Origin of the sequence: Pseudoalteromonas sp. AOP7-A1-14 (assembly GCF_052376275.1) — a bacterium.
Taxonomy (GTDB): Bacteria; Pseudomonadota; Gammaproteobacteria; order Enterobacterales; family Alteromonadaceae; genus Pseudoalteromonas.
Genome location: NZ_JBQSVO010000104.1, coordinates 1 through 13481, shown reverse-complemented (window position 1 = coordinate 13481; position 13481 = coordinate 1). Strand labels below are relative to the sequence as shown.

Here is a 13481-nt window from a genome sequence, read left to right as displayed (position 1 = left end):
TACTGTAGGTGCTGGTGTTGTAGCAACTATCGTTAAGTAATTATTAGCTTAGCTAATTTACTTATTAAAAAGGTCACTTAGGTGGCCTTTTTTAATGCCTGCGATTTGAGTTTTGTGTCATGTGAAGGTGGCGCTGTTACCTTAGACGTAGGTGCTTAGTAGCAACTATCGTTAAGTAATTATTAGCTTAGCTAATTTACTTATTAAAAAGGTCACTTAGGTGGCCTTTTTTAATGCCTGCGATTTGAGTTTTGTGCCATGTGAAGGTGGCGCTGTTACCTTAGACGTAGGTGCTTAGTAGCAACTATCGTTAAGTAATTATTAGCTTAGCTAATTTACTTATTAAAAAGGTCACTTAGGTGGCCTTTTTAATGCCTGCGATTTGAGTTATAAGCTTTGGATTTTGTAGGTAGCGCTTTAATGACGAAAGTTTAATCTTGATAAACAGCACTACAACAATAGCGAAAAACGCTCATGTAAATGGTTATTTTCATATAAAATTAAGCTATATTTGAATATACTGAGCGTCTTAAAATTATAAAAAATAAGGGATGTGGAAATGAGTAGGTGGACTTTCATTGTACTATTTTTATCAGGATGCGCAGCTCAATCAGAGGCACCAAAAGTAAAACTTACTCAGCAGCCAATTAAGAAGATTGGAGTTATTTCTACACTTGGCGATGACTTACTCTGTACTTATACCGCTTTGACGGTATTTAGTAACGAGCGTCAGGTTTATAAGCTGCCTCATTCATTAAATAAAAGCTTTAGCGAGCAATTAAGCTCAACGCTAACTGATGTAAGTTCACAGGTAAACACGGAGTTTGTTCCGCTTAAGCGAGAGCTTATTATACTCAAAGATGCTGAACAGGGGGCATCGTTATGGCAAAACTTAGAGTTTAACAATAGCGATGAGGTGGATATGCTAGTTATTTTTGATGGTGGCTATCATTACAAGTCAAAAGAAGGCTTTTATGCAAGTGATAACGCATTAAACACGAATGCAAAAATGTATGCTTATGAGGTGGCTAGCGGTAATTTATTGGCTGAAGCATCGCAATTTAAAATGAATTTAAAGCAAGATTTTAGCTGCGCCCAAGCGAAGATTCCAAAGGACAGCGATATACTTAAGCTTATTAATCAAGCGGCAACGACTGCACAAGGTCCGTTGGCTGAAGAGGTTGCTAAAGCAATTGAGGCTGACAAATAACAATGAATAAAAAAGAAGCGCGATAGTTCGCGCTCCTAAATTTTACATGTTTAGCTTAATAAAATTAATGCTTTTTAGCGTATTCCTCGGCTTGCTGCCATACTCTTAGTATATTGCCGCTTAAAATCTTTTTAATATCTTTGTCGCTGTAATCTCTGTCCATTAAACCTTGAACAAGATTAGGGTAGCTCGACACATCTTTTAAACCGATAGGCAATGAGTCGCCAACACCATCATAATCAGAGCCAATACCTACATAATCTATACCTATCAGCTCAACTACGTGATCAATATGATCAAGCACTTGCTCAAGACTCGCAAATGGGTAGGGATTTTTAGCACGGTACGCAGCATCAAAATCTTTGCTTAATGCCGCCCCGTCTTTTTTAGCAGACTCTTTTGAGCTTTTTAATTGCTTACCCCAAGTGCCTGCTTTTGCAGTGACAAAGCTTGAGCCAAAATTAATTTGAATTACCCCGCCGTTTTCTTTAAGCGCTAAGAGCATGTCGTCATTCATATTACGCTCAAAGCCGGGGGTGTATTTGCGTAGTGATGAGTGCGACGCCACTACCGGTGTTTTAGACTGCTCTATTACTTGGTAAAAAGCATCATCAGAGATATGTGATACATCAATTAACATACCGATGTTGTTCATTTCAGTTACTAGCTTTTTACCGAATGGGCTGAGGCCTTTCCACTTACGGCGAATATCATAAGATGAGTCTGATATATGGTTGCTTTGTGAGTGGGCCAACGTAATGTAACGTATGCCACGGTCAAAAAAGTGCTGTAGATTTTTCATGTCGCCTTCAATTGGCGAGCCATTTTCCATACCCATAGCAATAGACAGTTTGCCTTGTTTAAACTGCTCTTCTATATCAGCGGTTGAGCTGGCAATTGCAAATTTATCGGGTGCACGTAAAGCTATAGATTCCATACTATCAATCATTTGATTGGCGAGCTGATAGCTCTTCCCTTTACCTTCAAACTCTAAATGAGCAGGAATATATATTGACATAAACGGGGCGTTTAAACCGCCTTTCACAGCGCGAGGATAATCAAAATCGCCACCATCTGTCGCTTTGGCGACATCAACCCAGTTTTTATGAATACGGTACGGAACATCAATGTGAGTATCGATTAAAATGGTTTCGTGGGTCAGTTTTATCGCTTTGTCTGATGCGTCATATGTTTTTTGTTGTGCTTGTGCGCTTGTGTTGAGGGCAAGTGAAGCGACAATAACAATTGAGCTTAGTTTTATCATTTTTAATGGCTCTTGAAATAAAAAAACATTGTGAGGTTTTATTGTGCAGCTGGCAAGTTAACTCGTTAAATTTCGCTTCGCAAAGCTTCAAATTCACCTTTAGAGATAATAGTCACTGACTCGTGCAGCTCTGAAAAAAACACCATGGCTTCACCATTTTGTAATTGTTGATTAACTTGTGCAACTTTACTTTCAATGCTGAACTCTTGTTCGCCGTAATCGGTGCCTTCACGTAGCACATAGCTTTCGATTAAATTATATAAGGTATCTTTATCTAGCTGTTCGTGTGGGATGATCATAACGACTCTAATTGTTGCTTAAAATATTGTGGGATAGCGTGCTCTAACCAATAAACAGGTTTAAAAGGGTTGTTGCCACTAATAAATCCAACATGGCCGCCTTTCTCTGAGACGCGCAGCGTAACATGCTCACTTACTTCCTGCCTAGTCGGCACGGCTTTGATTGACAGCATGGGGTCATCTTTCGCGTGTATTAGCAATGTCGGTTTGGCTATTTTAATTAAGTAAGGTTTCGCGCTGGCTTGCTGGTAATAATCTTCAGCGCCTGAAAAACCGTGTAACGGTGCAGTAAGTTGATTGTCAAAATCCCATAGGTCATCGATATCAGCCAGTTGCTCGGGAGTTAGGGCTAGTTGTTGTTTTATTTGCGGGAGCTTGCGCGTCATTGATTGCTTCATACGATCGAGTAAATACTTTTGGTAAATCTTTGCTAAGCTTTTACGGATCACTTGGCATGACGCCGATAATTCATAAGGTGCAGATACTATCGCAGCGGCTTTGAGTAAACATTGTTCGCCTTGTTCACCTAAATATTTGGCCAATACATTTGCGCCCAGCGAGAAACCAACTGCAACCATCAGGCGATTAGGGAATTGTTTTTTAAGGTGGTGGAGCAAAAAGTCTAAGTCGCCAGTTTCGCCACTGTGATAGGCGCGGGGTAATCGGTTAGCCTCGGTTGAGCAGTTACGAAAGTGCATTAATACTACGCTAAAGCCTTGCTTTTTTAACGCCTTCATCATGCCTTTGGCATAAAAGCTATTAATATTACCCTCTAGTCCATGTAACACTATGGCAAGCGGCGCATTATCGTCTTTAGGGAGTGACCAAGCCAGTTCTAGAAAATCCTTATCGGGTGTATCAAGTAATTCTAATTGATAACGAGTTGTGTGAGATGGGCGAAAAAATCGTGGCATAATAGTTTGCACATGACGATTAGTCATCCACCATGCAGGCTTGAACTGTGAGATCATAAAGGGATTACACACTTTGTAAAAGGGAGTGTTAGTGTAACAAACTTTCTTTAAAGAGAAATAAAAAGCGCCTAATCAATAAATTGATAAGGCGCTTTAGTGCGTCGTGCTTAATGTGATTGGTTAGGGAGCTTAGCTTCATGCACTTTTTTAATAAAAAAATACACAAAGAAAAGACATAAACTAATCACAACGCCCAAAAAACCAAATGATAAAAATAGTACTGGGTCGCTAAAAAAATCTCTGAAGAATATGTCCATAACCGCCTCCTAATGTCTATGAGTTAATCATAGGGTGGGTTGAATGTGGTCAATATGATCGAGATCAAACAATTTTATTAAGTTGATAAGCAGCGAGATAGAAGTTGATTTGGATCAAAAAGTTAAGTGAAGTTAGCGAGTTTGTAAGGGTAAAATTAGCTATAAAAGAGGTTAAAGTGAGATGTGGGAAATATTTCGGTATCAGTGGCTGCACCACTGAGATTACTGAAGCGCTCTGCGATACTACCTGTCAGTTATAAAAGTTTGGAATGAGTGACTACAACATAATTTAAAACCTTTTTACGCAAAGAAAAAAGGATGATCACGAATATAAATATATAAAGCTCATTCGCAGCTAAAACTAGCTCCTACAAGATTTGAACATGCGTAGAAGCTAGTTTTAGCCATGATTTACTTAGCACCTAGCCTATTTTCCTCTAAAGCGCAGCACCTATATACTATACAAGCCGAAAAGGTAACTTTACCATTTGTTATTATAACGCTAACTAGGCTAGTAGTTCCTTTCGGACGATGTCTGCGCCTGCGCTCAATGCATTTAGTTTGCCTCTTGCTGCTTGGCGAGATAGAGGAGCCATGCCACAGTTGGTACAAGGGTAGAGTTTATCGGCATCTACAAACTGCAGTGCTTTTCGTAGAGTATTAGCGACTTCCTCTGGTGTCTCAATGGTATCGGTTGCAACGTCAATCGCGCCTACCATTACTTTTTTACCTCGAATGAGTTCAAGTAGTTCCATTGGAACATGCGAGTTGTGGCATTCTAATGAGATAATATCAATATTAGATTTTTGTAACTTGGGAAAAGCTTCTTCATATTGTCGCCATTCTGACCCCAACGTTTTTTTCCAATCTGTATTGGCTTTGATGCCATAGCCATAGCAAATATGTACGGCAGTTTCGCATTTAAGTCCTTCAATTGCTCTTTCTAAAGTCGCAATTCCCCAGTCATTTACCTCATCAAAAAAGACATTAAATGCGGGTTCATCAAACTGAATAATATCAACACCCGCCGCTTCCAATTCTTTGGCTTCTTGATTAAGAATTTTGGCAAATTCCCAAGCTAGTTTTTCGCGACTTTTATAATGGTCATCATAAAGTGTATCTATCATTGTCATGGGGCCAGGTAGGGCCCATTTTATAGGTTGCTTAGTTTGCTGACGTAAAAACTTGGCATCTTCAACAAAAACAGGTTTTTGGCGGGTAACAGGACCTACAACTGTCGGTACACTCGCATCGTAGCGATCACGAATTCTAACAGTTTGACGTTTCTCAAAATTAACGCCGTTTAGGTGCTCAATAAACGTCGTAACAAAATGTTGGCGTGTTTGTTCGCCATCACTGACAATATCAATACCAGCTTGCTGTTGCTCTTGTAACGATACGCGCAAGGCATCGTGTTTGCCCTCCGTTAATTGGTCATCTTGTAGTTTCCAAGGTGACCAAAGTGTCTCAGGCTCTGCAAGCCAAGAAGGTTTAGGTAAACTGCCAGCAGTTGAAGTCGGTAATATTGTTTTGTTAAGAAATGTTTTCATAATGAATAATGCCGTATATTTAGGATAATTATTAAACGTAGCTATAAAATGCAGCTATTAAGCGTAATTAGCAGACCATTGCTCAAGCACCGTTTTATGTGGATTTATAAAGTGCTTCTCAGTAAACTTCCCCTGTTCATTAGCTAATTGACTGCGTTCAGTTCGATCATAAACAATTTGAGTTAATGAATGATCTAAGCTATTCAAATTTGGTTGATAACATTTCCCTGCAGCAGCATTAGCATTATAAATTTCAGGTCTGTATATTTTTTGAAAAGTTTCCATTGTGCTAATGGTGCTAATAAGCTCAAGATGAGTGTAATCATTGAGTAAGTCACCAATAAAATGAAAAGCCAAAGGGGCAGCACTATTTGGCGGCATAAAGTAGCGAACCTGTAACCCCATTTTTTTGAAATATTGCTCAGTCAACGAAGATTCAGTTGGCTGGTATTCAACGCCCAATATAGGATGCTGGTTTTCAGTCTGATGGTAGGTTTTTTTATCCGAAACACTGAGGCATATAACCGGTGGTTTCTTAAAGTTTTCACGGTAAGCGCTAGAGTTTAAGAATGATTTAAATATATTTCCATGCAGTTCTCCAAAGTTATCTGGAATGCTAAATTTGGGCTGATTTTTATTATGGTTTTGCAGTAATACGCTAAAATCATAGTCGCGCACATAAGAAGAAAAATTATTCCCTACAATACCTTCAATGCGCTTGTTTGTTTTATGATCAACAATATTTGTTTTTAATACTTCTATAGATGGGAAGGTATCACCACGGCCTTCAATATCTATATCAACGGAAATGATTTCAAGTTCTACGCTGTAACGCTCTCCTTTTTCGTTATCCCAATGCGCCAAAGCATTAAAACGATTATCAATCATATTTAAGGCATTGCGTAGGTTTGCTTGGCGGTAGGTTCCTCTAGCCAAATTAGCAAAGTTGGTCGTAATGCGCGTATTGTCTGACGGGTGATAGTTTTCATCGAGGCTAGTGCTCTTAATCGTAAATATAAAATCTTTCATTATTATCTGGTACCCAATTTCTGATATAAAACCTGCATTATTTATACGTGGATTGGTAGATGAATAAAAATGGTTTTATTTCACTTAAAACATGAACCACATTCATTATTCATTTTAAGTGAGCACTCCTAATTAGAAGTTACTCACGATATCGGATGAAAATATAAAAAGCCTGACTTGGTGCTCTAAACGTCTAGACTTCCGAAATAGCAAGATGTATTTATTTCATATAAAGCATGAGAAATATTCAGGCGTTATCGCAGTTTAAAGTATGCATGGGCGCCATTTATATTAGTATATTTGTGCAGAATATAGCGGAACTTAAAATAATTGTTATAAAACAATTTGTTAGGGTTTGTTTTTCACCAAGTTAGGTGATCGCCGTTGCAATTGCAACATCACTGGTATCGATATTATTTACATCAACTTTTTCAGCAATTACTTATCATTAAAATGGCAATGTATCCTGGAAATTAGCCTCTTGGGTTTTGGCGGGAGTTGCCCTAGGTGATCTTATTAGTGGTTTTATGCTAGCACGGTTACCAGAAAAGTTGCTCGCTTAGTGTTTTGTGTAAGTGTGGAATTCAGTACGGTCAAGGGGGGTTACAACAGTACCAAAAGAAGCTCTATAATTGAACGTTAAATGCCTAATAAAGGCCTATTGACGATATTAAAGGTGGGCTATCTATCATGAGCGGTATCGGTGGCGGCACTCTATTAGTGCCATTATTGAGCTTTTCTCTGATCCGTACCTAAAGCCAGCTCCTACAAGGCTTGAATGTCCATATATAAAGCGCTGTTATTTGGAGTTGAGCAAGGTGTTAAGTTAAATTCATTCACAGCATCAATCAGCATTTGTTGTTGTTGTTTTTCGAGCTTGAGTTCGGCGCTTAGCAGCTCTTTGCGAATGTTACTGTAATCGCTAATCGTTGCTTGATTAGCTTTAAGGTGAGCGCGTGCGGCGCGTAGTGGTTGCATTACGTTTTGATCAAGCTTGCTTATCGTTGCGACTAAAATATTTAACTGTTTTCTGTCAGTTTTCAGCCCTAGAGAATCTAAGTAATGTAGCAACAAGCATAAGTTTACGTTTTTACCCTGCTTGTTTTGTAAAGCAAGTAAGGTTTGTTGGTGCTCACGCTGTTCATAAAAAGAACAAGAAAATTGCCAAAAGTCATTACTATTAAGTAAGTTCATCGGCAAAGGCCTGTTCTTTTTCTTCAAGTTCTTCGAGTGCAATCAATAGCTCCTCTTCGATGTCATTAAGCTTTGGCGTTAATGTGGCTTGTTTGCCTAGTAGTTCTTTTAATTTGGCTTTGTTATCGTCGTTGTAAAGCTCATTATCACCAAGCGCTTCTTCGACTTCACTAAGCTCTGCGGAGTGCTTATCAAGTTGTTTTTCAAGCTTTTCAATTTGTTTTTTAAGTGGTTGAGTGTTTTTCCTGAATTCGGCTTCTAGGCGCTTTTGCTCTTTACGGTTAACTTGTGAGTTGGCTTTTGGCTCATCGACAGTTTGGTTTACTTTAGCGGCTTCTTTATTGGCATTGAGTAGCCATTGATAATACTCGTCTAAATTGTAACCAAATTGAGTTACCTCGCCGCTATCGACTAAGTAAAACTCATCGGCGGTATTTTTAAGCATGTGACGGTCATGGGATACCGTGACCATTGCGCCTTCAAAACTTTGTAATGCCATGACCAGTGCGTGGCGCATTTCTAAATCAAGGTGATTAGTTGGCTCATCTAGTAACAATAAGTTTGGTTTTTGATAAACCAGTATAGCTAATACTAAACGGGCTTTTTCACCGCCTGAAAATGGGGCTACCGGTTCAAGGGCTTTGTCTCCAATGAAGGCAAAACCACCTAAGAAGTCGCGCAGTGATTGTTCGCTTGCTTGTGGATTTAAGCGTTGAATATGGGTGATCGCACTCGCTTTTAAATCCAGTGATTCAAGCTGATGCTGAGCAAAGTAACCTACGCTTAAACCTTGATGCTGAAATACTTCACCGGCTTGTGGTGCAAGCTCTCCGGCGAGTAATTTAATTAGCGTCGACTTACCTGCGCCATTACGACCCAATAAAGCAATACGGCTACCCGGCACGAGGTTTAATTTAATGCTATTTAAAATGGTGGTATCGCCATAACCTGCCTTAGCCTTATCTAAGCTCATAAGTGGGTTAGGCAGTGCTAAAGGCTCGGCAAACTCAAAATTAAACGGTGAGTCAACATGAGCTGGAGCAAGCTTTTCCATGCGTTCTAAGGCTTTTACGCGGCTTTGTGCTTGTTTGGCCTTGGTGGCTTTTGCTTTAAAGCGGGTGATAAACTGTTCAAGGTGCGCTATTTGATCTTGTTGTTTTTCAAACATAGCTTGCTGTTGTAATAAACGCTCAGCCTTTTGGCGCTCAAACTGTGAGTAGTGACCTTTGTAAACATTGATTTTTTGTTTGTCGATATGCCAAATTTGGTCGATAACGGCATCTAAAAACTCACGGTCGTGTGAAATAAGCACTAAAGTACCGGTGTAGGCACGTAAAAAACGCTCAAGCCAATAAACGGCGTCCAAATCTAAGTGGTTAGTTGGCTCATCTAGCAGTAGTAAGTCCGCATCGCGAATAAGCGCTTGGGCTAAGTTTAAACGCATTCGCCAACCACCCGAAAAGTCACTAACTGGGTTTTCTATAAGGTGATTGGCAAACCCTAAACCATGTAACAGCTCACCCGCTTTGGCTTCAATGTTATAACCTTGAATGTTCTCAAGGCCAATATGTGCTTTGGCTTGTGCGTCACCATCGTTATTTTGTTCAGCTTCGCGAAGCGCAATACGTAGCGCATAATATTCGGGGTGACCTTGTAGCACGTAGTCAATGGCACTGATATCAAGAGCTGGGGTTTCTTGCTTAACTGAGGCAATAGACCAGTCTTTAGGAATGTTGCAACTGCCAGCATCCAATTGTAGTTCAGATTTTAATAAACTAAATAGCGTTGACTTACCACTGCCATTAGGGCCAACAAGGCCTACCTTGTGTTCTGGAAACAAGGTTGCAGATGCATCTTTTAGCAGTGCTTTACCGCCACGAAGTAGTTCTATTTCTGAAATTTGGATCATGAATGCGTTACTTTTCTAAGCCTTAATTTAATTGCCGACATCATAGCACGGAAGCTGACCTGTATTTCAATTGCCTTGGTATCAACCTTGAGGTTTATGCGTTAAAATAACGTAAGGCAAATAGCAGGACATGGGAATTAAAGTTGTGAGACAAAAAAAGCGGTTTATAGCAGGAGCATCATGCCCAGAATGTAAAACGATGGATACAATGATGCTATACAAAGAGAATGATGTAGAAAAAGTTGAGTGCGTAAAGTGCGGCCATAAAATGACCCAACCAGATCAGGCTGTGCAAGCCTCAACACGCCAATTTGAGCAAGTTATTGGCGTGTTTAAACCGGGCGATTAATATCCATTAGCTGTATTAATAATGTGGCGGAGGTGGCTCTGGTATTTGTGACATCAACGAGGGAGATGATTGCGACTCTTTAATCTTCTCTGCTAACAGTTCTGTTTGGCGCTTCATTTTTGCTAGCAATTGTTGGTGTGCTTTTAGCTCATCGTTAAGTATTTCAATAGTTTCGTCTTGAAAAGCCACTTTAGCTTCAAGTTCGGTTAAGCGATTTTCAATCGTGTTCATTTTTTTCTCTTATAATAATGAGTAGGTTACGTTGACCTTTTAGGATTAAAGTTTGTTCAATCTAGGGGCGATTTAATCGCAACGCGAGATTTGTAAACTCGTGAGTTAAGTAAATAACAGAGTGATTACTTATCTACCGCTGTTAGTTTAAAGCGCTCTGCAATACCACTGGAGCTTTCGGTTAATAGCTGGGTTTCGTTGTCCGTAAAAGCCACATCAAGCACCACTGCCGATTTAGGCCGACTCCCTTCGCGGGGGGCAACCAACCAGCTTTGAATTTTTTTACCACTGGGTAACTGCCATAAATCGACTAATCGATTTGGTGAACCTGTTACCAGTAAATTACCTGCTTGATTAAAGCGTACCGCAGTAAAGATTTTCTGGCGAGCAATATACTCCAGTTTACCAACAAGGTCACCTGTAGTCAGCTGCCATACATGTGCTTGTGCCATACTATCGGCGGTAAAGGCATAGCGACCTTGCGGATCAAGTGCTACTTGCGTCACCCTACTTGGGTGATTAAAGCGGTGAATAACTTGACCGGTGCGGGTATCCCAAAAGTAGGCTGCGTAATCGTTAGAACCACTCAAGGCAAAGTTTCCGTTAGGTGATAAATCAACCACGTTAATTTTTTCTTGATGACCCAGAAACTCAATGCGTCTGCCTGTTGCTAAATTTAGATACACCACTACATTATCGCTACGTCCGTACAAAACACTTTGGCCTTGATTACTTATGGCGATATCGCGAATCGTGGCGGTTTTTATTTTGTAATAGCCGGTATTTTTACCTGTGGTGACATCCCATATTGCAAAAGTGGTTTTTTCAGCGGTGACGGCGTGGCTATCATCAAACGAAAAAGCCACGGTATGTACCAAGCTTTCTTCATTTGGTTGTTGAAACCATTGGTACTTTAACACCTGCTGTTGATTATCCCACAGAGCGACCCCATGGTGTATAGAGGAAATAATGCTGTATTTGCCATCATGTGATACCGCGGAGGCAAATGAGCCTTTTGCTGAATGTTCATAGCTGGCTATTGCATCTTCTTTCGGGTCTGTGCAGGATACTAATAAGGTACAGCTCAGGAGATACAAAAAAGTACGAAATATCGACATATTACAGGTATTTCCCCTTAACTCTTAGTGATTGAGAGGTTAGACTAGGTGCTGTTGAAGGCCTAGGTTGTTTGTCTAATCACTTGTGCTAATTAGTGTAGTGAACAAAATAGAATTAGTTATTAAACAAGCAGCCTACCATAGTAGGCCGCCAATCATTAACTAGTAATAATACAATAAATGACAACTGCAAAGTATGTCGGAGATTTAAAATGAGAAAGACGATTAAATTGTCATTGATTGCAGCGTCAGTTTTAGCGCTAACAGCTTGTAATCAAGAAGCAAAAAAAGAACAGCAAGCTGAAGTTAAACTTGAGACTGAAGTACAACAACAAGCTTATGGTATTGGTGCCTCTGTAGGTAGCTTTTTAAATAAAGACTTAGCAGAGAAAAAAAAGTTAGGTATTGAGCTTGACCAAACATTACTTCTTCGTGGTTTTGAAGATGCACTTGCAGGCAACTCAAAAATCGACGAAGAAAAAATTCGCGAAATATTAACTAAACTTGATACATCAATACGTGCAAAGCAAGAAGCACAAGCTAAAATTGAGTCAGAAAAAAGTAAAGCTGAGGGTGAAAAATACCTAGCTGAGAACGCTACAAAAGAAGGCGTTACGGTTACTGATTCAGGCTTACAATACGAAGTGATTACAGAAGGTGACGGCGAAAAGCCAGTAGCGACAGATGTAGTTAAAGTACATTACAAAGGCACTTTATTAGACGGTACAACGTTTGATAGCTCTTATGAGCGTGATGAGCCAACAACTTTCCCGCTTAATCGCGTAATTCCGGGTTGGACTGAAGGTTTACAGCTTATGAATGTGGGTTCTAAATATAAGTTTACAATCCCATCAGAGATTGCTTATGGCGAGCGTGACCTAGGTAAAATTCCAGCTAACTCAACACTTATTTTTGAAGTAGAACTACTTGAAATTCAAGACGAAGAGCAAGCAGAAGCTGTAGAGTAACTTGTACTCTACAGAAAAAAGGGGGGCTAATTAGCCCCCCTTTTTTGTGCGTGCGATTTTGAATTAGCTAAATGCAGCCTCTTTCATGGTTAATGTACCTGCATCGGCATTTAGGGTTATTTTTGTGCCCACGGGTAATATAAATTGGCGTTTAATATGGCCAATCATCGCTCCCCGATAGGCTGGAATACCTAATGGCTTTATGTAATCAGCAAGAATCTCGTCAAGAGTTAATGAGCCATAACCATTGCCTGGGCTGCAATCGTTGCAATCACCAAATACAAAACCGGCAATTTTATCAAGCGCACCCATTAGCTTTAAAGTACTAAGCATGCGATCTATACGATAGGGTGCTTCATCGATATCTTCTAAAAATAAAATAGCGCCCTCAAAATCAGGTAAGTATTCAGATCCTGCCAATGCGGTTAGTACGGTTAAGTTTCCGCCAATAAGGCGGCCTGTTACTTCACCTGGCGTAATTGTTTGCGTTAAGTATTGACTATTAATTAGCTCATTGTCACCTTTAGGTAAGTTACTAAAGTGCATGCGCTTTTGCTGTTCAAACATATTTTCAAATTGCTGTACATGGTACGGATTCCAGTCACTTGATGCGTTAGGACCATGGAAGCTTACAATACCTGCCTTAGCAAGTAGCGCATTATGCAGCGCTGTGATATCAGAATAGCCCATTAATGGTTTAGCATTAGCGCGGATCAATTCGTAATCAAGTAAAGGCAAAATACGCGCAGCGCCTGAGCCTCCTCTTAAGCAAAAAATAGCATCAACACTACTATCGGCAAATAAAGCATTTAGATCGCCTGCTCGTTGGGCATCTGTGCCCGCTAAGTGTCCACGGCGAGCCATAATATTAGGAGCTAATTTGGCTTCATAACCTAGAGCCTCAATAATTTGTGTGGCAAAAATAATGTCTTTTTGATTCGAAGTTGCTGCTGACGTGCTTACTACACCAATGGTGCCTTTTTTTGGTAATGGGCTCGGTTTTTTTAAAGTGAGTGTTTTCGAGCTGGATAAGTCAACAGCGTGAGCGCCATTGCTAGCGAGCAATCCGGCACTAATTAATGATACTGACTTTAAAAATGTACGTTTATTCATAGTCTAGGCTCTTATG

At 40.0% G+C, this 13481-nt stretch carries 13 protein-coding genes and 1 pseudogene; 4 read left to right on the top strand and 10 right to left on the bottom strand.

The genetic code is table 11. The features are described from left to right. Positions 1-559 precede the first annotated feature (559 nt). Entirely contained in the window at positions 560-1210 is a 651-nt protein-coding gene (locus ACT3RM_RS14265) for a hypothetical protein (protein ID WP_441834966.1), read from the top strand. Between the two features lie 64 nt (positions 1211-1274). On the opposite strand, the gene ACT3RM_RS14260 is transcribed toward ACT3RM_RS14265, so the two are convergent. From ACT3RM_RS14260 to ACT3RM_RS14240, 5 genes are all read right to left on the bottom strand, one after another. Next, positions 1275-2474 (bottom strand): dipeptidase, encoded by a 1200-nt coding sequence (locus tag ACT3RM_RS14260; RefSeq protein WP_441834965.1) that lies wholly within the window; start codon positions 2472-2474, stop codon positions 1275-1277. Positions 2475-2539: 65 nt separating this feature from the next. After that, positions 2540-2773, bottom strand: a complete 234-nt coding sequence (locus ACT3RM_RS14255; RefSeq protein WP_441834964.1) for a YheU family protein — start codon at positions 2771-2773, stop codon at positions 2540-2542. Next, positions 2770-3744, bottom strand: coding sequence for a hydrolase (locus ACT3RM_RS14250; RefSeq protein ID WP_441834963.1), 975 nt, complete (start codon positions 3742-3744; stop codon positions 2770-2772). Before ACT3RM_RS14250 ends, ACT3RM_RS14255 begins: the two co-directional genes overlap by 4 nt. 766 nt (positions 3745-4510) lie before the next feature. Further along, entirely contained in the window at positions 4511-5554 is a 1044-nt protein-coding gene (locus ACT3RM_RS14245) for a methionine synthase (RefSeq protein WP_441834962.1), read from the bottom strand. A gap of 57 nt (positions 5555-5611) precedes the next feature. Beyond that, entirely contained in the window at positions 5612-6586 is a 975-nt protein-coding gene (locus ACT3RM_RS14240; RefSeq protein WP_441834968.1) for a DUF1852 domain-containing protein, read from the bottom strand. Positions 6587-6957: 371 nt separating this feature from the next. On the opposite strand from ACT3RM_RS14240, the pseudogene ACT3RM_RS14235 reads away from it, so the two are divergent. Beyond that, positions 6958-7321: pseudogene (locus ACT3RM_RS14235) on the top strand (TSUP family transporter); the annotation flags it as partial. Between the two features lie 27 nt (positions 7322-7348). Here the strand turns inward: ACT3RM_RS14235 and ACT3RM_RS14230 are convergent. Then, positions 7349-7777 (bottom strand): TIGR02444 family protein, encoded by a 429-nt coding sequence (locus ACT3RM_RS14230; RefSeq protein ID WP_441834961.1) that lies wholly within the window; start codon positions 7775-7777, stop codon positions 7349-7351. Then, a complete protein-coding gene (locus ACT3RM_RS14225) occupies positions 7764-9686 on the bottom strand; it encodes an ATP-binding cassette domain-containing protein (RefSeq protein WP_441834960.1) in 1923 nt (640 codons plus the stop codon). Before ACT3RM_RS14225 ends, ACT3RM_RS14230 begins: the two co-directional genes overlap by 14 nt. A gap of 145 nt (positions 9687-9831) precedes the next feature. Here ACT3RM_RS14225 and ACT3RM_RS14220 point away from each other — a divergent pair, with 145 nt between their 5' ends. Beyond that, positions 9832-10035 carry a YheV family putative zinc ribbon protein gene (locus ACT3RM_RS14220; protein ID WP_441834959.1) on the top strand — a complete coding sequence of 68 codons (204 nt, stop codon included), beginning with the start codon at positions 9832-9834 and terminating at the stop codon, positions 10033-10035. A 15-nt stretch (positions 10036-10050) separates the two neighbouring features. Here ACT3RM_RS14220 and ACT3RM_RS14215 read toward each other — a convergent pair whose 3' ends face one another. Together ACT3RM_RS14215 and ACT3RM_RS14210 are read right to left on the bottom strand one after the other, a co-directional pair. Continuing rightward, the gene (locus ACT3RM_RS14215; protein ID WP_441834958.1) at positions 10051-10266 is read right to left on the bottom strand and encodes a SlyX family protein; all 216 of its coding nucleotides are present in this window, start codon (positions 10264-10266) and stop codon (positions 10051-10053) included. A gap of 125 nt (positions 10267-10391) precedes the next feature. Continuing rightward, positions 10392-11384, bottom strand: a complete 993-nt coding sequence (locus ACT3RM_RS14210) for a WD40 repeat domain-containing protein (RefSeq protein ID WP_441834957.1) — start codon at positions 11382-11384, stop codon at positions 10392-10394. A gap of 212 nt (positions 11385-11596) precedes the next feature. Between ACT3RM_RS14210 and fkpA the strand changes: the two genes are divergently transcribed. Beyond that, positions 11597-12352 carry an FKBP-type peptidyl-prolyl cis-trans isomerase gene (gene fkpA, locus ACT3RM_RS14205; protein WP_441834956.1) on the top strand — a complete coding sequence of 252 codons (756 nt, stop codon included), beginning with the start codon at positions 11597-11599 and terminating at the stop codon, positions 12350-12352. A 63-nt stretch (positions 12353-12415) separates the two neighbouring features. Here fkpA and ACT3RM_RS14200 read toward each other — a convergent pair whose 3' ends face one another. Continuing rightward, the gene (locus tag ACT3RM_RS14200; protein ID WP_441834955.1) at positions 12416-13465 is read right to left on the bottom strand and encodes a S66 peptidase family protein; all 1050 of its coding nucleotides are present in this window, start codon (positions 13463-13465) and stop codon (positions 12416-12418) included. Between the last annotated feature and the right edge of the window lie 16 nt (positions 13466-13481).

What these genes read in the sequence shown, in the direction of transcription:
- ACT3RM_RS14245 (WP_441834962.1), bottom strand. Translation starts at nt 5,554, where the DNA reads ATGAAAACATTTCTTAACAAAACAATATTACCGACTTCAACTGCTGGC.
- ACT3RM_RS14265 (WP_441834966.1), top strand. Translation starts at nt 560, where the DNA reads ATGAGTAGGTGGACTTTCATTGTACTATTTTTATCAGGATGCGCAGCT.
- ACT3RM_RS14210 (WP_441834957.1), bottom strand. Translation starts at nt 11,384, where the DNA reads ATGTCGATATTTCGTACTTTTTTGTATCTCCTGAGCTGTACCTTATTA.
- ACT3RM_RS14250 (WP_441834963.1), bottom strand. Translation starts at nt 3,744, where the DNA reads ATGATCTCACAGTTCAAGCCTGCATGGTGGATGACTAATCGTCATGTG.
- ACT3RM_RS14200 (WP_441834955.1), bottom strand. Translation starts at nt 13,465, where the DNA reads ATGAATAAACGTACATTTTTAAAGTCAGTATCATTAATTAGTGCCGGA.
- ACT3RM_RS14260 (WP_441834965.1), bottom strand. Translation starts at nt 2,474, where the DNA reads ATGATAAAACTAAGCTCAATTGTTATTGTCGCTTCACTTGCCCTCAAC.
- fkpA (WP_441834956.1), top strand. Translation starts at nt 11,597, where the DNA reads ATGAGAAAGACGATTAAATTGTCATTGATTGCAGCGTCAGTTTTAGCG.
- ACT3RM_RS14215 (WP_441834958.1), bottom strand. Translation starts at nt 10,266, where the DNA reads ATGAACACGATTGAAAATCGCTTAACCGAACTTGAAGCTAAAGTGGCT.
- ACT3RM_RS14230 (WP_441834961.1), bottom strand. Translation starts at nt 7,777, where the DNA reads ATGAACTTACTTAATAGTAATGACTTTTGGCAATTTTCTTGTTCTTTT.
- ACT3RM_RS14255 (WP_441834964.1), bottom strand. Translation starts at nt 2,773, where the DNA reads ATGATCATCCCACACGAACAGCTAGATAAAGATACCTTATATAATTTA.
- ACT3RM_RS14225 (WP_441834960.1), bottom strand. Translation starts at nt 9,686, where the DNA reads ATGATCCAAATTTCAGAAATAGAACTACTTCGTGGCGGTAAAGCACTG.